General features: G+C 72.6%; 19 protein-coding genes. 10 read left to right on the top strand and 9 right to left on the bottom strand.

All coding sequences use genetic code 11. From position 1 onward, the window contains the following. Window positions 1-113: 113 nt before the first annotated feature. On the bottom strand, window positions 114-341 hold the full coding sequence (locus AB0D10_RS25765; protein WP_360260547.1) for a hypothetical protein: 228 nt from the start codon (window positions 339-341) through the stop codon (window positions 114-116). Window positions 342-868: 527 nt separating this feature from the next. Continuing rightward, the gene (locus AB0D10_RS25760) at window positions 869-2,518 is read right to left on the bottom strand and encodes an MFS transporter (protein ID WP_360260544.1); all 1,650 of its coding nucleotides are present in this window, start codon (window positions 2,516-2,518) and stop codon (window positions 869-871) included. 455 nt (window positions 2,519-2,973) lie between these two features. Between AB0D10_RS25760 and AB0D10_RS25755 the strand changes: the two genes are divergently transcribed. Next, complete coding sequence (locus AB0D10_RS25755) at window positions 2,974-4,308, top strand: hypothetical protein (protein WP_360260542.1); 1,335 nt, start codon at window positions 2,974-2,976, stop codon at window positions 4,306-4,308. A gap of 60 nt (window positions 4,309-4,368) precedes the next feature. Here AB0D10_RS25755 and AB0D10_RS25750 read toward each other — a convergent pair whose 3' ends face one another. Then, window positions 4,369-4,572, bottom strand: coding sequence for a hypothetical protein (locus tag AB0D10_RS25750; RefSeq protein WP_360260540.1), 204 nt, complete (start codon window positions 4,570-4,572; stop codon window positions 4,369-4,371). 23 nt (window positions 4,573-4,595) lie between these two features. Here AB0D10_RS25750 and AB0D10_RS25745 point away from each other — a divergent pair, with 23 nt between their 5' ends. The 6 genes from AB0D10_RS25745 (at window position 4,596) to AB0D10_RS25720 (ending at window position 8,975) form a co-directional block, all read left to right on the top strand. Further along, a complete protein-coding gene (locus tag AB0D10_RS25745; RefSeq protein WP_360260538.1) occupies window positions 4,596-5,144 on the top strand; it encodes a hypothetical protein in 549 nt (182 codons plus the stop codon). Between the two features lie 18 nt (window positions 5,145-5,162). Further along, the gene (locus tag AB0D10_RS25740) at window positions 5,163-5,492 is read left to right on the top strand and encodes a beta/gamma crystallin domain-containing protein (protein WP_360260536.1); all 330 of its coding nucleotides are present in this window, start codon (window positions 5,163-5,165) and stop codon (window positions 5,490-5,492) included. A gap of 540 nt (window positions 5,493-6,032) precedes the next feature. Next, a complete protein-coding gene (locus AB0D10_RS25735) occupies window positions 6,033-6,200 on the top strand; it encodes a hypothetical protein (protein ID WP_360260533.1) in 168 nt (55 codons plus the stop codon). Window positions 6,201-6,320: 120 nt separating this feature from the next. Then, window positions 6,321-6,992, top strand: a complete 672-nt coding sequence (locus tag AB0D10_RS25730; protein ID WP_360260530.1) for a hypothetical protein — start codon at window positions 6,321-6,323, stop codon at window positions 6,990-6,992. Between the two features lie 751 nt (window positions 6,993-7,743). Then, window positions 7,744-8,232, top strand: a complete 489-nt coding sequence (locus tag AB0D10_RS25725) for a GNAT family N-acetyltransferase (protein WP_360260527.1) — start codon at window positions 7,744-7,746, stop codon at window positions 8,230-8,232. Further along, the gene (locus tag AB0D10_RS25720; protein ID WP_360260524.1) at window positions 8,229-8,975 is read left to right on the top strand and encodes a hypothetical protein; all 747 of its coding nucleotides are present in this window, start codon (window positions 8,229-8,231) and stop codon (window positions 8,973-8,975) included. Before AB0D10_RS25725 ends, AB0D10_RS25720 begins: the two co-directional genes overlap by 4 nt. Window positions 8,976-9,099: 124 nt before the next feature. On the opposite strand, the gene AB0D10_RS25715 is transcribed toward AB0D10_RS25720, so the two are convergent. Further along, window positions 9,100-10,266: an erythromycin esterase family protein gene (locus AB0D10_RS25715; protein ID WP_360260522.1), complete on the bottom strand. Its 1,167-nt coding sequence runs from the start codon at window positions 10,264-10,266 to the stop codon at window positions 9,100-9,102. A gap of 649 nt (window positions 10,267-10,915) precedes the next feature. On the opposite strand from AB0D10_RS25715, the gene AB0D10_RS25710 reads away from it, so the two are divergent. After that, entirely contained in the window at window positions 10,916-12,397 is a 1,482-nt protein-coding gene (locus tag AB0D10_RS25710; RefSeq protein WP_360260521.1) for a cytosine permease, read from the top strand. A gap of 286 nt (window positions 12,398-12,683) precedes the next feature. On the opposite strand, the gene AB0D10_RS25705 is transcribed toward AB0D10_RS25710, so the two are convergent. The 3 genes from AB0D10_RS25705 to AB0D10_RS25695 form a co-directional block, all read right to left on the bottom strand. Continuing rightward, window positions 12,684-13,895 (bottom strand): glycosyltransferase, encoded by a 1,212-nt coding sequence (locus AB0D10_RS25705; RefSeq protein WP_360260519.1) that lies wholly within the window; start codon window positions 13,893-13,895, stop codon window positions 12,684-12,686. 94 nt (window positions 13,896-13,989) lie between these two features. Next, a complete protein-coding gene (locus AB0D10_RS25700; protein ID WP_360260516.1) occupies window positions 13,990-14,118 on the bottom strand; it encodes a hypothetical protein in 129 nt (42 codons plus the stop codon). 53 nt (window positions 14,119-14,171) lie between these two features. Beyond that, window positions 14,172-14,924: a DUF4232 domain-containing protein gene (locus AB0D10_RS25695; protein WP_360260514.1), complete on the bottom strand. Its 753-nt coding sequence runs from the start codon at window positions 14,922-14,924 to the stop codon at window positions 14,172-14,174. Window positions 14,925-15,116: 192 nt separating this feature from the next. Here AB0D10_RS25695 and AB0D10_RS25690 point away from each other — a divergent pair, with 192 nt between their 5' ends. Together AB0D10_RS25690 and AB0D10_RS25685 are read left to right on the top strand one after the other, a co-directional pair. Next, the gene (locus AB0D10_RS25690; RefSeq protein ID WP_360260512.1) at window positions 15,117-16,508 is read left to right on the top strand and encodes a helix-turn-helix transcriptional regulator; all 1,392 of its coding nucleotides are present in this window, start codon (window positions 15,117-15,119) and stop codon (window positions 16,506-16,508) included. Window positions 16,509-16,615: 107 nt separating this feature from the next. Beyond that, a complete protein-coding gene (locus AB0D10_RS25685; protein ID WP_360260510.1) occupies window positions 16,616-17,926 on the top strand; it encodes a GNAT family N-acetyltransferase in 1,311 nt (436 codons plus the stop codon). Between the two features lie 182 nt (window positions 17,927-18,108). Here AB0D10_RS25685 and AB0D10_RS25680 read toward each other — a convergent pair whose 3' ends face one another. Further along, entirely contained in the window at window positions 18,109-18,360 is a 252-nt protein-coding gene (locus AB0D10_RS25680) for a peptidoglycan-binding domain-containing protein (protein WP_360260508.1), read from the bottom strand. Between the two features lie 113 nt (window positions 18,361-18,473). Then, window positions 18,474-19,268 (bottom strand): SMI1/KNR4 family protein, encoded by a 795-nt coding sequence (locus AB0D10_RS25675; protein WP_360260505.1) that lies wholly within the window; start codon window positions 19,266-19,268, stop codon window positions 18,474-18,476. Window positions 19,269-19,506 lie beyond the last annotated feature (238 nt).

The following is a 19,506-nucleotide window of genomic DNA, read 5'->3' as shown; positions in this document are numbered from 1 at the left end:
GGGGACCGTAGCGCCGACCGCCGACACCCAGCCGACACCTCGTCGCCGCCCCGCTCCGGCAGCCGGACCGGATACCGGACCGGTCCGGCGCCGGGGCGGCGGGCGTGGCGGGATCAGGCGGTCGTCCGGGCGTCGAGGGTCTCGGGTTCCGGGGTGCGGCGGCCCTGCGGCCCGACGCTCGCGGTCTGCACGTCGTCGACGGCCGGGGTGGCGAAGGGCGAGTCCAGGTGCTGAACCGGCACCAGGCGCTCGCCGTACGGCTGGTCGACCGCAGCGTCACGGTGGGAGAACGGCTGGGTCAGCGGGAGTCGGGCCGGACGGCTGGACTGATCATCACTCATGGCCCGCAGTCTGCCATCCCGCGCAGGCCGACCGTTCCCGACGGCACCCGTGCCCTGCCGGTGCCGCGCCGTACTGTGCCGCAAGACCGTCCCCCGAAGGTGGTTCGGGGCCGATCCGGCCGCACGGGCGGAGACGGCCGGGGGCTCGCGGAGTAGGGGGGTGGTCCGCGAGCCCCGGCCGTGGGGGAGGCCAGCCGCGCCGACGGAAGGCGCGGCTGCTCTGCTCGGCGGCCCGACTGCGGTGGGGTCGCCGTGTCCGGAATGCTAGACCCCGGTCCGTGTGCCGTACAGGGCTTTGACCTGGGATTTTCCGGCCGCGAACATGCCATCCGGAAGGTGTCGCTCCGCGCGCTGCCATCCCCGAGCCGGCACCTGTGTGGTGTCCGGTGAACACCCGCCGCCCGGTGCGCACCGGGCGGCGGTGACCGGGTGGACGAACGACGCGGCGACCGCAAGCCGCAGGCCTCACGCCGCAGACAGGCCGGCCGAGCGGCAGGTCGGAAGGCCAGCAGCTCGGCAGGCCAGGATCAGGTGCCGGAGCCGGAGCCGGAGCCGCGGACCGAACCGGGCTGCGTGACCGGGATGCGTTGCACGAAGAACAGCCCGACGAGCCCGGTGAGGGCGAGGATCGCCAGGGCCACCTTGAGGCCGTCGATCCGGGCGCGCGCGTTGGCGTCGAGCGCCGCCTGGGCCACCTCCGTACTCGTCCCGGCCTGGTCGAGGGCGGCCCGGAGCTGGTCGTCCGACATGAACGGGACGCCGCCGGAGAGCCGTACCGTGGCCTGGTTCTTGACCTCGTCGGGGATCGCCGGGTTCCGGTCCACGCTGTTCAGGAAGGACGTGGTGAGCACCGCGATCATGATCGACCCGGCGAGCGCCGTACCGATCGACGCGCCGAGGTTGGTGACGGTGTTCTGGACGCCCCCGACGTCGGCGCTCTGATCGTCCGGAACCGCCGACACGGTGACCGCGCCGAGCTGGGACGCGAGGGCGCCCATGCCCAGGCCGACCAGCAGCAGCGGAACGGTGGTGACCTCCGCACCCGTATCGATGTCCAGGGCCGCCATCAGGACCACGGCACCGGCGATCATCGCCAGCAGACCGAGCCGGACCACGAGCCGCGGGGACACCGCCGGGAGGAAACGCGGGATCCCGACCGCCGCCGCGAGCAGGGTGAGCGACAGCGGCATGATCCGCACGCCCGTCTCCAGCGCGGAGAGGCCGAGCGCGACCGACAGATAGAGCGGTACGACGAAGAACACGCCCATCTGGATGAGGTACTGGAAGAAGAACATCGTCAGACCGCCCGAGAGCTGCCGGTTGCGCAGCATCGTCAGGTCGACGAGCGGCTCCCGTTCCCGCCGCATCAGGTACTCCTCCCAGCGGAAGAACAACCACACCACCAGCACGCCCGCGAGCATCAGCCAGACGCACGGCGAGAGTCCGAACCAGGACGGTGCCCCCGGCTTCGGGACGAACCAGCCCCATTCGTCCGTACGGAGCACCCCGAAGACGAAGACGCCCAGCCCGAGCGCCGACAGGACCGCCCCGACCACGTCCACCCGGGGGCGCCGGGCCGGCGACGCGTCGGCCACCCGCCGTGCGAGCACGAGGATGCCGAGGATCACCACCACCTCCCCCACGAACACCCAGCGCCAGGAGAAGTACGTCGTCGCGACGCCTCCGATGAGCGGCCCGAGCGCGATCGCGATCGCCCCCGCAGCCGCCACCAGCCCGTAGGCGGCCGGGCGTTGGCGCTCGGCGAAGTTCCCGGCGACCAGTGCCACGATCGCCGGGAGGATCAACGCGGCGCCGACCCCCTCCAGGAACGACCAGCCCAGCAGGAGCACCGGCAGGTTCGGCGCGACCGCCGTGGTCAGCGAACCGCAGCCGTAGACCACGCAGCCGATCATGAACGCGCGCCTGCGGCCGATGATCGCCCCGACCTTGCTGCCCGGGATCATGAGCACGGCCATCACCAGCGTGTACGCGGTGATCGCGCCCTGGATCCCGGTCACCGAGGTGCCCACGTCCTGCGCCACCGTCGCGATCGACACGTTCATCACGGAACTGTCGAGCGCCATCACGAACTGCCCCGCGGCCAGCGTCACCAGGACCAGTCCCGCGGCACCGCCCAACCCGGACGGGCCTTCCGATGCGTCGGTTCTCTCCACCATGGACGCATCTTCCCGCCGAGGACGTGCGGCTCCGACGTGCCTCGCCGAACCGAACGGGTTCGCCGGACCGGTTCGCCGGACGGAATCGCCGGACGTCTCCGCACCGTCCTGGTGTTCGCCAGTGACGGCGGTGGCCGCCCGTTCGCGACCGGGGACAACGGACGGGTCCGGAAGTCCACCACGGCGTCCCGGTCGGTCCGACGACTTCGACGTCTCCGCGGCCACCGTGCAGGAGTTCCTCGAAGGACTCGGCCGACGGATCAACCGGCGTCCTGTCCTGCGGAAAGGCATGCCGTCCCACCGAAATGGCCTGCCGTTCCACCGAGGACCGTGGCCGGTCCGCCGAGAATCCGTGGCCGGGCCGCCGCCGCACATGACATGATCGGCCGCATGATCGAATCCCTTGCACGGAACGGCGGCCACCGCCCCGTCCGGTGAAGTGGCTGGACGAGGCCGTGGCCACCGGAGCCGCCACGACGCCTGCCGACCCTTCCCGTAGCGCGATCTTCGACGCCGTGCGCGCCGACCGTTCCGGGCCCGTCGCCGCCCGGCTCCTGCACCTCGTCCGCTCCGACGATCCCGTCGTGCGCGGTGAGGTACTGGATCTCCTCGACGGCCTCGCGTCCGGCGTCCCCTGGCCCGAGGCCGCGAACGCCGCACTGGAACGGCTCACGGACCCCGACGAGGAGGTGCGGCGCCGGGCCGCAAGGCTCGTGGTGCACGCGGGGGCCCACGACCTCGCGCTCACCGCCCTCGGCGAACTCACCGACCCGGGCGTGCGCACCGTCCTCGCCGACGGGCTCGGCGCCCGCATCGCGCACCTGCGAGCCGACCCCCTGGCGTCCGTCCGCTTCCTCGCGCACCTGGAGACCCTGCGGGTGTCGTCCCCCGTGCGGTGGCCGACCCTGGACGCGGCCCTGCATGCCGACGCCCGGGAGGCCTCGCTCCACCTGGAGGGCGTCGGACGGGACTGGGGGTCGGCGCTGTACCGGCTGGGGCGCGAGCAGCACACGTACACGGTGACGGCTCGACTGCTCGCCGAGCCCGCCACGCGGGACGTCGGCGCGGATCTCGCCCGCGAGGCGTGTCACGACTGGCGGGCGGGCCCGGTCGAGTTGCTGCCCCTGCTCGTCCGCCACTGCGGGCAAGGGGCGAGCCCCGCCATGGCGAAGGCCCTCCGCACGGCTTCGATCTCACGAGCGGCGATGCATGCGCACGGCGCTCTGGCGGCCACCGTCCCGTTCACGCCGTACCCGAAGGCGCGTCGCCCCTGCCCCGACTCCACGCCGTCGTACGACGGCGCATCCGCGGCCGCGCTCCTGGCGGCCAAACCGGTCGGGGTGGGCCGCCTCGCCCACGCCCCCGCGGTCTTCGGCGCCCTGCTGGACGCGGGCCCGTTGACCTTCCGGCAGGCGGCCCAGCTGTACAACCTCACGTTCCGGTGGCCGGGACGTACGCAGGCCGTGTGCGCCCCGCTGTGGCTGCGGCACGCAGGCCCGTCCGCACTGCCGCGACTGCTCGCCCTCGTCACGCCGCACGTGGGCGAGTACACGGTCGGCGAGCACTACCTCGGGTGCCTCGCGGCGATGGGGCGCCATGCACGGCCCGCCCTGCCGGCCGTGACGGCACTGATCGACCGCCGTGACCGGATCCCCGTCAACGACTCCACCCGGGACGCCGAGACGGAACTCGACGAACGCCTGCTGGCCGCTGCTCTCGACACCCGTCGCGCGATCGTGGCGGACGCCACGGCGCACCACCACCCACCGCATCCCGGGCCCGGCGTGTGAACGTCCCGCGGTGGAGGGGTCCCGGGGGTCAAGGACGATCACGCGACACTGCGGAACCGCTCACCTGCTGGGCTCGCGGTTGTAGCGCTTCCTGGCCCACAGGTAGCCGCCCGAGGCGATCAGGGTGCACCAACCGATGGTCAGGGTCGCGCTGTTGCCGTGACCGGTGCCGCCGACAGCGGCACGGACCGCGGCCGGTCCCCGGACCACGTCCCGGCCGGCGACCCGCATGTCGCCGGCGTCGGCGCGGATGAGCGTGGTCAAGCGCTGTCTAGAGTGTGGGAGCTATGCGACTGGTCGAGATGGAGATAGCCCGGCAGGACTGGAAGGGCATGCTGTGCGGGTGCGGCGGCTCGGCAGAGCACCTGGCCCGGGATCTGCTGCAGCTCGCGGGCAGGGGCCCCCTGCAGAGACCCTGCCATGTCAGCCTCGAGGAGCACGTCTGGTCTCCGACAGTCCTGTGGGAGCCGGCTCCTGCTGTGACGTCCGTTGCGCTGGCGGCCTTGGCGGACGACATTGCGCCAACGGCTCGCGCGTGGTTCCTCGACCTCCTCCAGTGCATGGTGGCAGGCGAGGGCACGGCCTGGGAGCCCGCTCGACGGGGACTCGACCTACCGGAGCTGTGCCGAGACCTTGCCGTGCAGGGTCTCCGGCTGCTCTACGGGGAGGTGATGTCCGGTCGGCCGCCGCGGGCCGGCACCGCCTTCGAGATCCTCACGGTGGTGGAGCCCGACAGGGCTCGCCTGCAACGCGTTCGGGAGACCGCGGCCGCATGGTTGCCCGTGTGCTGCAGGACCGGCATGTGCGATGACGATCTGCAGGCCCTCGACCGCTGACTTCGCCGGAACGAGATCGTGAGGACCGTGACCGCCGCGTTCGCCGCGGCGGCCGCGTTCACCGTGGCCGTCCCGTCCGGTAACGCCTTCGCCATCGACCACATCGAGTGCAGGGGCGGGGAGAACTTCCTGAAGATCTGGTCGCACAACGGCGGCAGCCAGAGCGTGGACTGCTACGCGAACGCCGGCCGGACCTCCTTCGGCGACTGGTGGGTCGACCGGATCTCCACCGGGAACAACGACCTGATCTACTACGACGCCAACGGCGACTCGGTCAAGATCCCGCGCTGGACCGACATCTCGTTCCCCAACCGTCCGCCGCTGGTCCGGTCCATCGAAATCCTGTGACGGCCGGCTGACGACCGGCCCGTGCGGGTGTGCCAGGCATCCGGATCGCCGCTCGACGGAGCCCGCCGTACCCGTCCACGGCGGGGCCGGTTCCGTGACGCGAACCGGCCCCGCCCGCCCCTGCCCCGCCTGCCGGCCGCGCGCAGGAGGTCGAGCAGGGAAGCCGGGAGCGTGACGTTCGACAGGTGCCCGGCCGCCAGGATCGCCTCGTCGGTCAGGACGGGTTGCACCGCGGTGCCGCTGTCGGGGGACGGGTCGATGTCGGAGCCGGGCCGCTGACCTGCTAGTGTTCTTCTTGTTGCGAGGGAGAACGATTCCTCGCCAGGCGTCAGCGGTGCTACCAGAGCACGTCCTACTTTCAGTAGGAAGAGTCCGTGCAACCCGGGCCTGGCGCTCCACAGTTCGGACGAGGTCCGGTACCCACCCAGGTACCGGACCTCGTCCGCGTTCGCGGGCAGTGCGCGCGACGACTGCCGCCGGACCCACCCCCTCGCCGTCGGCCCCCGAGGACTGTCAGTGCCGGCCGCTAGGTTTCCTACCATGACCCCCGCACACACCACCGCCACCCGCATGAGGACGACCCGGCCGACCACCGGGCCCCACCGGACCACCGAGCCCCGCACCCACGGCGGCGCCGCCCCCGTCCGGGTCGTCCCCCTGTGGGCGGCCCCCTGCGCCCTCGCCGCCCAGGACGACGCGAAACGCTGACCCTCCCGGCCGGCCGGCTGGTGACCTTGTACGGCCACCGGCGACGTACGGCTCCACGCCCCGCTGATCTCCGTCCTCGACAAGGCCGGTGGCCTTCGAGTTCGCTGATAGATTCCCGCGATGAGCGAGCAACTGCCCAGCGGCGGCATCGAACTGTCGCCCGACGAGATCGAAGCCCTCCACACCAGGTGGTCGTTCTGCTGGACCCCGAGTGAGGTCGCGCGGCAGCTGGCCGGGATCGACACCCCCTGGTACGTGGCCGCGGGCTGGGCACTCGATCTGTTCCTCGGCAGGCGGACACGCGCTCACGGAGACCTCGAGATCGCGATTCCGGCAGCGACGTTTCCCGAAGTCCGCAACCGCTTCCCCGGATTCGTCTTCGACGCGGCAGGCAGCGGCCGGATCTGGGAGGACGCCGCACCGGAGGTGCTGGCCGCCGTACACCAGACCTGGCTCCGCGATCCGGCCACCGGAAACTACCTGCTCGACGTGTTCCGCGAACCGCACGACGGCGACACCTGGATCTGCCGACGCGACGGGACGATCCGACTCCCCTACGGCGACATCGTCCACCACACTGCGGACGGCATCCCGTACCTGGCACCCGAACTGGTCCTGCTCTTCAAGGCCAAGCACGTCCGTCCGAAGGATCAGACGGACTTCGACGCGACCGTCCCGCACCTGACCCCGGCTCAGCGCGCGACCCTGAGCGGGCTACTCGCCCGCGTGCACCCGGGGCATCCCTGGATTTCGGACCTGCCGCCGGCCTCCTCCGATCCCCTGAGCCCCTGAGCCCCTGACGCAGGGCGGACGGCCGGTCGGCGGGTTCAGCCCGAGTTGAACCACATCAGCACGGCAGGGCCGTCCGGCGTGATCACCGCTACCCAGGCCAGAAAGACGTCTACCACCCACAAGATCGACGACGGGCCACGGCTCGTACGCCATCCTCCCGGGCCGTACGACCTCTACCGGGGTGTCGCCCGTTGGGCGGTGAGGCCAAGTCCGAACGTCCATGACCGGACCACCTTCCGGAGTGTCGACGAGCCGCCCCGCTCGTGCTCCACGGCCGCAGGGAACCGGGGAGCGTGTGCCGGCAGCCATCTCCACCGGTTCGGCAGCTCCACCGGTTCGATCGTGCCGGACCGCGCCCGACCCGGACGGCCGACGCGCGGTACGACACCGCACGCGACACCGTTCTCGGCCCGGCTCCCGGAACGGTCAGCGTGACCATCGCGCGCACGCATGGCGATGGCAGTCGCGGGTGAGGCGTACGACCTTCAACTGCCCGGCACCGTCCGGGCAACTCCGCACCACCGGCCCACCGGCCCACCTGCCCGGGGCCGACGGTCGGATCGGGTCGGCGCCCCGCCCACGGGCGCCACCGTGCTGCCCCGGACGCCCCGAACCCGCCGACGCACTGCCCCGGTCCGAGCGCAGGCCCTTCCGGCTGATGCCTGGGCCGGTCCGAAATGCCTTGGACAGCAGGGGGATCGGCTTGCTGGAATGGGAGACGGCCGCTGTCGGAATCGAAAGGGGCACGGCGATGACCGGGATCGGGCTGCGCCTGTCGGTGCGCGACCTCACCGATGCGGACCTGCCGTCCTGCGGCTGGGCCGGCTCCCCGAAGCACGTGCGCGAGCTCGTCCACCAGATCCGCCGTGCCGAGGCGGGCGAGATCGACTACCTGGCGGTCTGCACACCGGTCGGGTTCCCGGTGGCGGTCGGCGGGATCGACTACACGGTCACGCCCGGCGCCGGAACGCTCTGGCAGCTCGGCGTCCACCCGGCCCTGCAGTCCTGCGGGATCGGCACCCTGCTGATCCACTCCGCCGAGCAGCGGATCACCGCCCGGGGCCTGACCCGCGCCGAACTCGGCGTCGAGGAGGGCAATCCGCGCGCCCGCGCCCTGTACGAACGCCTGGGGTACCGGGCCTTCGGCCGCGCGCTCGACTCCTGGGATGTCGAGACCGAGGACGGCTCGCTCCGGCGGTACGAGACGATGTGCGCCCTGATGCGCAAGGACCTGACGTGACACCGGACTTCGCGGCGTTCGTCGCCGCCGCGACGGCCGACCCGGCCGTCGTCGGGCTCGTCCTCAAGGGTTCCCGGGCCCACGACGGCATGACCACCCGTCACTCCGACCACGACCTCTACGTCGTCCTCGCCGACGACACGGCGAGCGAACTGGCTGCGCTCGACGGCTACCGCTCCGCGCAGCTCGACCTGGTCGTCACCACCCTCGACCGGTTCCGCCGGCCCGCCGACTGGGAGCGGTACGCCATCGCCCGCTCCCGGGTGCTGATCGACCGCCGCGACGGGGAGGTCACCCGGATCGTCGCCGCGATGGGACGGCTCGGCGCCGAGGAGGCCTTCCGGTCCTGCGCCGCCCTGCTGGACGCCTACACCAACTCGCTCTACCGCTCGGTCAAGAACCACCGCGACGGCAACCCGCTCGCCGGCCGCCTCGACGCGGCCGCCGGTGTCGGATTCCTGCTCGACCTGCTCTTCGCCCTGGACCGCAGGCCCCGCCCCTACAACAAGTACCTGGCCTGGGAGCTGGACCGCTTCCCGTTGCCCGGCTGGGAGAGCGCCGCGCTGTTGGACACCGTCGCCCGGATCACCGCGACCGGCGAAGTGACACAGCAACAGCAGCTCTTCGCCCGGGTCGAGGCGGATGCCCGGGCCGCCGGCCACGCAGCGGTGCTGGACGCCTGGGGCGAGGACCTGCTCCTGATGCGGCCCCAGCCGGACTCCCCGGCCGCCCCCTCCTCCTGAGCCGGGCCGACGGTCGAATCGGGCACAGCACCTCGGATCGTCCGCCCAGGCCTCGTCCGGGATCGTCCGGGATCGTCTGGACTCGTCCGGACTCGTCGGGGTCGGTCGGTCGTTCCCGCCGGGGTCAGGGCAGTCGGCGTACCGGGGAGGCCTGGCGGATGTGGATGAGGACGTCGAAGGCGTCGGCCAGGGAGGCGACGGCCAGGTGTTCGGCGGCGTCGCGGGCCGGGGTGTAGACGCCGCTGATGACGCGGGCCTTCGCAGGTCCGTCCCACTGGCTGCGGACGTCGTCGTGGCGCAGGTCCAGCCAGCGGGCGGGCAGGTCCGTGCCGCCGAGCCTCGCGTCGACGAGGTCCGCGGCCGGGTCCGGGACGACGGCGACACCGAGGTCTCCGTGGTGGAAGCCGATCGCCGCGGAGACGTACTGCGCGCCGTAGCGCTTGCGCAGCAGGCTGCCGACGGTGGCCTGCGGACCGCGTTCGGGGGCCAGGCCCAGCACCGTGTCGGCCGCCGACGTGTGCGCGATGCCGTCCCAGTAGACGGTGCGCAGGCCGGTCCGGTGTCGGAAGTCGGCGACGGCGTCGGCCCAGGTCTCGGCCTCGCCCGCGTAGGTGCCGCGCCCGGCGACGCTGTGCTCGTGGAAGCGCGCGATCAGGCGCATCCGGGCGACTGCGCCGTCCGCTCGGTCGTCAGCGCCGGGGAGGGATTCGACCAGCGCGAGGGCGTCGCGGGCGTGTTCGGCGAACGGCCGGCCCGGGTGGATTCCCCGCGCCCGCTGGACGTGCTCGTCGGTCTCGTGGGCGGTGCGGATGGGTTCCAGGTGGGCCGTCACCTGCGCGAGCCGCTCGGGCGCCGACGCGCGGACGTGTTCCAGGACGGCGTCGTAGTCCGCGGGCCCCGCCTGGGCCGGTTTCACGCCGAAGATCCGGACCGGGTCGTCCGCGTGGTCCCGGTTGAACGTCCGGATCCACTCCAGGGCCGTGACCGTCTCGGCGGTGCGCCAGGGCTTCCAGGCGTCGGCCAGCGCGGACGCGGCCGAACCCCGGCCACCGCGCACGTACGCGTCGAGGGCGGCGGCGGCACCCGCGTCGTCCTGGACGGCCAGCGCGCGGAAGCCGTGGTCCCGGACCAGTCGGCGGAACAGTTGGTCCCGCACCCCGAAGGTCTCCCGGGAGAAGCGCGTGGACTCCCCGATGCCGACCACCGCCGCCCCGACGGCCAGCTGTCCGGCGATCTCGTCGAGCACGGTGTCGGCCAGCGGGAGGGATTCGGTCAGATGACGATCGGTCATGTTCGATGCGGTGGGAGCGGATTGGCGGATGGCTGCGGTGTCGTCGTTCGGCATGCCGCCAGTCTTGTAGGTGAAGTCGACTTGAGGTCAAGCGGATCGATCCGCCGGCTTTCCCGGGCGGCCGAGACGCCCGGTCGGGGATCGGGGGATCCGGGGGATCCGGATGCCGATCCGCCGAAGCGGCAGGTCGGCGGCCGTCTGATCGCCGACCTCCGCGCGGCGACCCTCGCCGGCGGCCTTCACGCACCAGTCTCCGCGCGGCAGCCGAGGCCGATCCTCGGCGGACAGCGGGACGGCGGCGCGGAGCCCGATCGCAGGTGACGACGGTCACACGCGAGGGGTGGCGGTCTTCGCGCTCCACCCGGTGGACACGGGCACCGCCAGCCATGGCGAGCATGCCGCAACAGGCGCTCCCGCCCGGGCCCCAAGGGGCGTGCGGTGTACCGGCCGAGGGCCGGCGGGGCGCACCGGAGGGCCACCCGGCCGCACGCCCGTCCGACCCTCTGGCGCCTTTAGCAGGCAACCGCATCAATCAGGTCACATCTGCAACAAAGTAGGATGACTCAACTCCCGCGCTACGCGCGGAGAGTTCCATAAATGTCCCATTTGCCCTATTCATCTCCCGCTTCACACGCACGGAGCCACCCTCATGGACAACCAGTCCACCGCCGACGTCGACGGTGCGATAGAGACCCGCGGTATCGAACCCGTCCCGGACCACGAACGCCGGGGCAGAGTCCGCGAGCTCTTCCCGACCTGGGTCGCGGCGAACATCAGTGTGCTGCTGCTCACCATGGGTGCGGCCCTGGTGGTGTTCAACCAGCTGAACTTCTGGCAGGTCCTGATCGTCGCCGCGTGCGCCGCGCTCGCCTCCTTCGGCATGGTCGGCGTGCTGTCGGTCTCCGGCAAGTGGGGCGGGGCCCCGGGTGCCACGCTCTCCCGGGCCACCTTCGGTGTGCGCGGGAACCTCTTCCCCGGCGCGATCCTCTGGATCGCCCGGTTCGGCTGGGAGACGATCAACGCCGTCACCGGCGCCTACGCCGTGCTGACCGTTCTCGACCTGCTCTTCGGCATCAAGAGCAACACCGCGCTGATCGTCATCACGCTCTTCCTCTTCGTCGCCTGCACCTTCCTGGTCTCCGGCATGGGCCGGAAGGCCCTGAACGTGTGCAACACCTGGTCGACGTACCTCTTCGGCGTCTTCAGCGTCCTCGTGCTGGGCTACCTGGTCGCGACCATGCGCTGGAGCGAGGTCTTCGCCAAGCCCGCGGGCACCACCGCGATGATGATCGCCGGCATCGGGACCATCGCCGCCGGTGGCATCAGCTGGGTCCCCACCGGCCCGGACTTCGCCCGCTACCTGCCGCACGCCGCCTCCGGCAAGAAGATCGTCGGCGTGACGGTCTCCGGCGCCGGCCTGGTGATGGTGCCGATGGTGCTGATGGGTGCCGTGATGGCGGTGGCCTCGCCCGGCCTGGCGCAGGCCGCGGACCCGGTCTCCTTCCTCGGTGACCTGCTGCCGACCTGGCTGGCCGTGCCCTACCTGCTGACCGCGATCGTGGGCATGCTGCTGATCAACAGCCTCTCCATGTACTCGGCCGGCTTCACCGCGCAGACCATGGGCGTCAGGCTGCCGCGCGCCATGGCCGTCAGCATCAACGCCGTGATCTCGCTGGTCGGCGGCCTGCTGCTGATGCTGGTCGCCAAGAGCTTCCTCGGCTCCTTCATCACCTTCCTGATCCTGCTCGCCGTCTCCTTCTCGGCCTGGATCGGCGTCTACGCGGTGGACATGTTCCGTCGCCGCTCGCGTGCGGTGCGCTACGACGCCGACGCGCTGATGGACACCACCCGGAACAGCCGGTACTGGTACGTGGGCGGCTTCTGCTGGCAGGCGATGGTGTCCTGGGTGCTCGCGCTGCTGATGGGGCTCGCCTTCACCAAGTGCGACTGGTTCGCCGGCCCGCTCTCCGACACCCCCGTCGGCAGGTACGGGCTCGCCTGGGCGGCGACCATCGTGATCTCCGGCGCGATCATGGCCGTGCTCCCCGCGCCCCGGGAGGGCACCTCCGCCACCGCCCCCGAGCAGCCCGCCGGTCTCCAGGCGGAGCGGACCGAACGGGTCACCGTCTGACCGCGCGACACCCACCTCCGGGCATCCCGGAGGCTCCCGGACCGCCCGGGTGCCCACTCACGGAGTCGGCACCCGGGCGGTCCGGTTTCGGCGCCCCGGCGGCGTTCTCGCCGACGTTCCCGGTGGGGATCGGTGCCGGGCGGGCCCGATGGACGCCGGCGCGGCTCACCGGACGGACCGGATCGACGGGAGTACCCCTCTCCCCGCCGTCCTCGTACCGGCAGGCCCACGCCGCGCGCCGTCGGGTCGTGCGCAGTCGCGCCGCGCGCCGTCGGGTCGTGCGCTGTCAGAGGCAGCCGGCGCCGTCCGGCCACGACCGTGCCGCGTCGGCGGACGCCCGACGTCGGGTCCCACCCGGTCGGCACCGCACCCGCCCGTCGTACAGGGCCGTGATGTCCAGCGGCGGCAGCTGTGCCGGCTCGGCGGCGGCGCTCATGGCGGCGGCGTAGCGGGAATCTCCGAGGACGGCCGTCATGGCGTCGGCGATCTCGCCGCGCGTGGCCGTGAGGTGCAGCGCGCGGCCGAGGCCGCGCCGGGCGAACGCGGCGGTGTTGTCGGGCTGGTCGGCGAGAACGCCCATGCCCAGGACGGGTGTCGCGGCCTGCACCGCGTCGAGCAGGGACGCCCGTCCGCCGTGCGTCACGAACAGGTCGGCGCGGTGCAGGTGGGCGGGCTGCGGGGCGTGCCCGACGACCGTGATGCGGGGGTCCGCGCTGCGCAGTTCCCCGGCGACGTCTCCCGCGGACACGATCGCGTCGCAGCCGGTTCCGGAGATCGCGGCCATGATCTCCCGGTAGACGTTCCCGACCACGGTACGCAGGCCGGTCATCGTGGTGGCCAGGGTGCCGAGGCTCACGTAGACCAGCGGGCGGGAGGAGGAACGGTCCAGCCGCTCGGGGAGGGTCGACCGGAACGCGGCGACGGTGCGTGCGACGGCGTGCGCCGAGGGCGGGGGCGTCTCGTGGAACCACGGAACCGGCGCAGGGACGAGCATCGGGGGCAGTACGGGCGTGTCCTGCCCGTACTGCTGGTGGAGGGGGGTCAGCGCGGGCGCGATGTCGGTGTCCCAGAGGTCCAGGAGCACCGGGCCGAGACCGTTGTCGGCCGCGAACACGGGCAGGTCAAGGACCTTCGCCGCCAGGTGCGCGCCGAAGTCGCCGCACTCGGCGATCACCAGATCGGGCCGCGTGCGGGTCCACGCGGTGATCAGGTCACGGGCCTTCCGTCCGCCGTTGTCCGGCCAGAGCCGGCCGAAGGAGTAGCGGTTGAAGGCGACGTTCCCGCGATCCCGCCAGATCCCGCTCGCCGACCGCTGGACGGCGGAAGCACAGGTCCAGTCCGTTCCCGCCCCGTGGAACGCCACCCCTCGCCGCCGGGCTTCGAGGCGGAACATGTGGGGGGCGTAGAGCGTGACCTCGTGGCCCTGCTCCACGGCCGGGACGGTGACGTAGTCGAGCGCGGACACGTGCGACGGTATCGGCTCGGCTGTGACTGCCATCCGTAGTGCCATGCGGACTCCAAGGTGCGCGGTGCGGGTCGGCGAACAGCCGGGCAGCCGCCGGGGTCGGTGTCGTGGGGCGGGGCGCCGGGCCTCAGCGCCAGGAGAGGCCGGCCTGCCGGGAGAGGTCCGGGTCGTCCGGACGGCCGAGGACGAGGATCCGGAAGGCCGTGCCGACGTAGACGACCAGGTGCCGGGCGATCCTGCGAGGGGTGCTGCGCATGGTGGTGCCTGCTTTCGGGTCGGGTGCTGGTGGCTGTTCGGGTGCCGCCGGTGTCACCAGGAGACGGCGTCGTCCATCGACTGCTGCCAGTAGGTGACCTTGAGGGAGTCGTCCACGTAGACGCCCTTCGGGGGCAGCGCCGGGTTCGCGCCCGCGCCGACGCTCTCGTTGCCGGAGGGGCCATGGAAGTAGACGGCCAGGGACGTCACGGTGTGGCCGTTGGAGCCGTCGGTGCCGTCCGTGGAGGACAGGTTCACGGAGGCGTAGCCGGACTCGCCCGGCTTGAGCGTGACGACTGCCTGCGGCTTCGAGTCGGTGATCACCGGGGGCACGGCCTGGGCCTCGCCGAAGCGGACGGCCGGGTAGCCGTGCAGGTAGCAGATGCCGGAGCCGGTGTTGGTGACCGTGAGCAGCATGTGGTTCACGGGGCGGTTCAGCGGGGCGGCAATGGTCTTGGTGTTGGAGCCCTCGCAGGTGGTCGGCTTGGTGGCGGCGGGAGCGGCGGGGGCCTTCGGCGCGGAGGTGTTCGCGGGGGCGTTCGGCGAGGCGTTCGCGGGGGCGTTCGCAGCGGGCTTGGAAGCGGTGGAGCCGGGGGCGGTGGAGCCGGGGGCGGCGGACGCCGGGGGTGCCGCCGGGTCGGCCGCCGGCGAGGTGGGCGCCCCGGCGAAGCTGGTGAACCTGACCGACGGCGCGGGGCCCGCCGACTTGATCTCCCCGTTGTCGCCGCACGCGGTCATCGTGAAGGCGGCGAGTGCGACGCTCGCGGCGGCGGTGATCAGGCGGGTGCGGGAGGTGCGGACGGACATGTGGTCGTGCCCCTTTCGGCAGGTCTCGGGTGGTGGGTCGATCGGATGACCGAAGCTTGCGGAGCGATCCGTCCCGGCCACAACGTCTGACGGCACGATGGGTAGGGTGGAACGGCGAATCGGGCCCTGACCAGCAGAGGTGGAACGGGCCTGGAACGCCGGAACGGGACGCCGGGGGATCGGAGGGGACAGGTGTCGGAGGGCACTGGGGCCGCGGAAACGCTTGAGTTCGCGCGGCTGCTGCACGATCTCAAGACCCGCTCGGGCCTGAGTTACGGAACGTTGGCCAAGCGGCTGCACACGAGCACGTCGACGCTGCACCGCTACTGCAGCGGCACCGCGCTGCCCAACGAGTACGCGTCGGCCGAGCGCATCGCACGGCTGTGCCGGGCCACGCCGGACGAGCTGGTGGAGCTGCACCGGGCCTGGATCCTGGCGGACGCGGCCCGGTCGCGCCGGACGGACCGGGCCGGCGAACCGCCGACGGCGGGCACGCCGGTGCCGAATGCGTCGGTGCCGAATGCGCCTTCCGTTCCCACGCCGACGCCGGCTCCGCCGCCGGACGCGCTGACCGGGCCGCCCGATCCGGCTGCCGCGTTCGCCCCGGCCGCCCGGACCGGACCCGCCGCCGCGACGGAACCCCCCGAGGGGGAGGCCGCCGGAACTCCGGTCGTCGAGGCGGTGGCACCGCCCGCCCCGCCGCGGCGTCGCCGCACCGCGCTGATCGCCTCCGCCGCGGCCCTCGCCGTACTGACCACCGCGGTGATCGTCGTACGGCCCGTGCTCTGGGGCGGCGACGGCAGCCGGGCGGCCGGCGCCGGGACAACGGCGACGGCGGCGGGAACGGGAACGGACACGGGTACGGACACGGGTACGGGCACCACGGCTCTGCCGGAGCCGCCCCCCACCGGGACCGCGACGGGCACCACCGCCACCACCGCGGCCACGAGCCCGACCGCCACGCCCACCCCGCCGGACGACGCACCCGCGCCGCTCGCCGTCGGCACCCGCCCGTACGTCTACGCCGACCCGTGCAGCCAGCACTTCCTCGTCAACAGCGCGCCCGCCCAGGTCGGGCCGCCCGCAGGCGAACGCGACGCCCCGCGCTGGGCCGCCGCCTACGGCGCGGTCTCCTCCGACGAACAGCAGGTCGCCCTCACCGTCCAGGGCACCGGAGCGGAGACCGTCGTCCTGGAGGCCCTGCACGTGCGGATCACCGCCAAGGGCGCACCGCTCGCCTGGAACGACTATGCGATGGGGGTCGGCTGCGGCGGCGAGGTCGAGACCAAGTCCTTCGACATCGACCTCGACCGGGGAAGCCCCACGATCACCGTCAAGGGCGGCCAGCGCGACTTCCCGTACAAGGTCAGCGCGTCCGACCCGGAGGTCTTCTACGTCACCGCGCACACCAAGGCACACGACGTGCGCTGGGACCTCACGCTGGACTGGTCCAGCGGCAGCCGCCGCGGCACCGTCCGCGTCGACAGCAAGGGCCTCCCCTTCCGCACCAGCGCCAACGTCAAGCGCCCCGGCTTCGACTACCCGCTCGGCATCAACGAGTGGATCAAGCGAACGGACGGCTAGCTGTTCCGACCACCGGCGGGACGGGTCGGCGACTCGCCCGGCGGGACGGGTCGGCAACCAGTCCGCCGTGAGTCGGCGACTCGCCCGCCGTGACGGCCGCGCGGACAATGGGCCCAGGAACGGTCAAGGAGGCAGCCGTGCCGGTGTGGCACCTACGGGACTTCCACGACGACGACCTGGACCAGGCGATCCAGCTGTGGGACCAGGGCCGGCAAGCCGACCTGTCCCTTCCGGTGTTCCCGGTCTCCGACGTCGTCGCCGCGGCCCGCGGGGGCCAGCCGGCGGTGGTCGCCCGGGTCGGGGACGAGCTGGTCGGCATGGCAGTGGCGCGGGCCGAGGGCGAACGCGGCTGGATCATGATCGTGGCCCTGTCCGGCGCGTGGCGCAACCGCGGCCTGGGCAGCGCGCTGATCACGCAGATCGAACAGCGTCTGCGGGCCAAGGGGGTGCGGCGGATCAGCGCGGTCCTCACCCCCGGCTCGACCGGGACGGGCGCTCTGGAGAACTCCGGCTACCGCCACGTGGAGGGCCTGGTCTACTACGAGAAGCTGGAACACCGGGGCGCGGGCGACGCGGGGCTGCTCGCCCAACTCGGCGGCCGGGTCATGCCGCACGGCCTGTGGGAACAGCTTGCGGGCATGCACGCGGCCAAGGACACCATCGAGAAGCGGGTCGTACTCCCCCTCGCCGAACCGGAGTTGGCCGAACGCTACGGAGTCCGCCAGCCGAAAGCGGTGATCCTCTTCGGTCCGCCCGGCACCGGGAAGACCACCTTCGCCAAGGCGGTCGCCTCCCGACTGGGCTGGCCGTTCGTGGAACTCTTCCCCTCGCGCCTGGCCGCCGACGCCGACGGGGCGCTCGCCGCCTCGCTGCGCGAGGCCTTCGCCGACCTGGCCGAGCTCGACAGCGTGCTGCTGTTCATCGACGAGGTCGAGGAGATCGCCGCCGCCCGCTCCGGCACTGCGGTCGACCCGGGCCACGGCGTCACCAACGAACTCCTCAAGCTCATCCCGGCGTTCCGCGATCACGACGACCGGCTGCTCATCTGCGCCACCAACTCGCTGCGCACCCTCGACTCGGCTTTCCTGCGCCCGGGCCGCTTCGACTACGTAATCCCCGTCGGTCCGCCCGACGCCGTCGCGCGCGAGGCGATCTGGCGCCGCTACCTCGGTCCCGCCGCGCAGCACGTCGACATCGGCAGGCTGGTCACCGCCAGTGAGATGTTCACCCCCGCCGACATCGAGTACGCCGCCCGCAAGGGCTCCCAGCAGGCCTTCGAGAACGAGATCACCCACCGTGCCGGGGTCCCCGCCGGCACCGACGACTTCCTCGCGGCGATCTCCGGCACCCGCCCCACCCTCACCGCGCAGGCCCTGACCAGCTTCAACGAGGACATCGAACACCACGTCCGGACCTGAACGCCCCGCTGCGGCACCGGATGCCGACGGGCGCGGCCGGCACCCGGACGTCATCCGCAGCGCCGCGAAGTCCCGTGAGGTGCGGCGCCGTCGGATCGCATCCGCCCGGGTCGTCGACGCCGGCCGCCCGCCGGTGGTCGGTGCGGTTCCCGGTCCGGGTCAGGTCCCGGTCCGGGACCGGGTCAGGACTTGGTCGGGAGGACCGAGTGGCAGTACGGGTCGCTCTGGTGGAGGTGGGCCCAGTAGAGCAGGTCGCCGGTCTGGGGACCGACGACGCCGTCGGCGTCGAGGTTCTGGGCGCTCTGGTAGGCCTTCAGCACCCGCAGGGTCTCGCCACCGAACTGCCCGTCCACGTCCAGGGCCATCTCAGGGTGGGGCAGGCCGGGGCCGCGGTTGGAGTTCCAGTGGTTGAGCGCGAGCTGGACGCACGTCACGGCCGAGCCGCAATGTGGAGACGGCCCAACTTCCGTGGTCGGTGCGCCGCGGATCCGCGCAGGGCCCTTCCGGGAGGCGTCCGGGTGCCGTCGGACGCCGCCGCGGCCGGTTGCTACGTGCCGAGGACCCGCGCGGTGGGTGTGAAGCGCGTCCTGTCCTCCGGGTCGACGATGTCGTCGAGGTCGGTGAAGTAGAACGACGTCGACGTGCCGGCCACCACGTCGAGGAGGAACCGGCTGCACGAGACCGGGTGGGCCTCCCAGAAGGGGCCGCGGCCCTCGTTGAGGATGACGGTCCATTCCTCCGGCTCGACACCGGGCCGGACCAGCCAGTACAGGACGTGTCCCGCGCCTTCCACGTACCCCCAGGGCACCAGCCTGACGTCGCCCTCACCGAGTTCCGACGGCTCCTCCTCGCCCGCTTCCCAGAGTTCGGCGAGGATCTCCGCGCGTTCCGCGGTCTGCGCGACCAGGTCGTACATCGCCTCCGGGCAGTCCGGTTCCAACAGCCAGAGCGTCCCCCCGAAGAGGCCGCCGCCGTACGTCCGGACGAGCCGCTTGTAGTCGGCGGGCAGGGCGGTGCCCAGCGCCTCCTCCACGGTGGCCCACTCCACGTCGCCGCGGCCGCAGGCGGGCGGCGGGCAGAGGCGTTCCAGCGGTTCGGTGTGGCGCAGGCTCCGGGCCGTCCGGATGTCGGTCGGGAGGGCGCTGAACCGCGGCGGCGTCCTGCCGGCGTCCAGGACCACCGCGCGCATCCGGTCGCCGACCGCGGCGGGGGGAGTGTCCGACCACCATGAGGGGTGCTTCGTCCGGTCGAGGAAGCCGTCGTTCCCGTCCGCGTGGACGGTGATCCCCGTCGGGGTCACGGCGGTGACGACCACGTCGTACTCGTGATGATCAGCAAGCATGACCCCACCCTGCACCATGGCGGGAGCCCGAGGGTACGCGCCCCTCGTGCGGTTCGTCGTCGATCCCCTCGATTTCCGCCGCTCATGACCGGGAACCTGACGGACCGGTGCGACGGCCGGCGGCACACCCGCCGCACCACGGCGGCACGGCGCCGCGGGCCCCGCGCGGCGCCGCCGTGCCCTCGCGCAGCACCGCCGTCCGGATCGCGATCGCGGTGTCGGAGTCCCCGGCGAAGTC

Origin of the sequence: Kitasatospora sp. NPDC048545 (genome assembly GCF_040651155.1) — a bacterium.
Taxonomy (GTDB): Bacteria; Actinomycetota; Actinomycetes; order Streptomycetales; family Streptomycetaceae; genus Kitasatospora.
This window is presented reverse-complemented; position numbering and strand designations above follow the sequence as displayed.

Excerpts from the sequence above, each read along its gene's own strand:
- AB0D10_RS25760 (WP_360260544.1), bottom strand. The coding sequence starts at position 2,518 with ATGGTGGAGAGAACCGACGCATCGGAAGGCCCGTCCGGGTTGGGCGGT.
- AB0D10_RS25725 (WP_360260527.1), top strand. The coding sequence starts at position 7,744 with ATGACCGGGATCGGGCTGCGCCTGTCGGTGCGCGACCTCACCGATGCG.
- AB0D10_RS25695 (WP_360260514.1), bottom strand. The coding sequence starts at position 14,924 with ATGTCCGTCCGCACCTCCCGCACCCGCCTGATCACCGCCGCCGCGAGC.
- AB0D10_RS25745 (WP_360260538.1), top strand. The coding sequence starts at position 4,596 with ATGCGACTGGTCGAGATGGAGATAGCCCGGCAGGACTGGAAGGGCATG.
- AB0D10_RS25735 (WP_360260533.1), top strand. The coding sequence starts at position 6,033 with ATGACCCCCGCACACACCACCGCCACCCGCATGAGGACGACCCGGCCG.
- AB0D10_RS25710 (WP_360260521.1), top strand. The coding sequence starts at position 10,916 with ATGGACAACCAGTCCACCGCCGACGTCGACGGTGCGATAGAGACCCGC.
- AB0D10_RS25715 (WP_360260522.1), bottom strand. The coding sequence starts at position 10,266 with ATGACCGATCGTCATCTGACCGAATCCCTCCCGCTGGCCGACACCGTG.
- AB0D10_RS25705 (WP_360260519.1), bottom strand. The coding sequence starts at position 13,895 with ATGGCAGTCACAGCCGAGCCGATACCGTCGCACGTGTCCGCGCTCGAC.
- AB0D10_RS25700 (WP_360260516.1), bottom strand. The coding sequence starts at position 14,118 with ATGCGCAGCACCCCTCGCAGGATCGCCCGGCACCTGGTCGTCTACGTC.
- AB0D10_RS25675 (WP_360260505.1), bottom strand. The coding sequence starts at position 19,268 with ATGCTTGCTGATCATCACGAGTACGACGTGGTCGTCACCGCCGTGACC.
- AB0D10_RS25765 (WP_360260547.1), bottom strand. The coding sequence starts at position 341 with ATGAGTGATGATCAGTCCAGCCGTCCGGCCCGACTCCCGCTGACCCAG.
- AB0D10_RS25730 (WP_360260530.1), top strand. The coding sequence starts at position 6,321 with ATGAGCGAGCAACTGCCCAGCGGCGGCATCGAACTGTCGCCCGACGAG.
- AB0D10_RS25685 (WP_360260510.1), top strand. The coding sequence starts at position 16,616 with ATGGGCCCAGGAACGGTCAAGGAGGCAGCCGTGCCGGTGTGGCACCTA.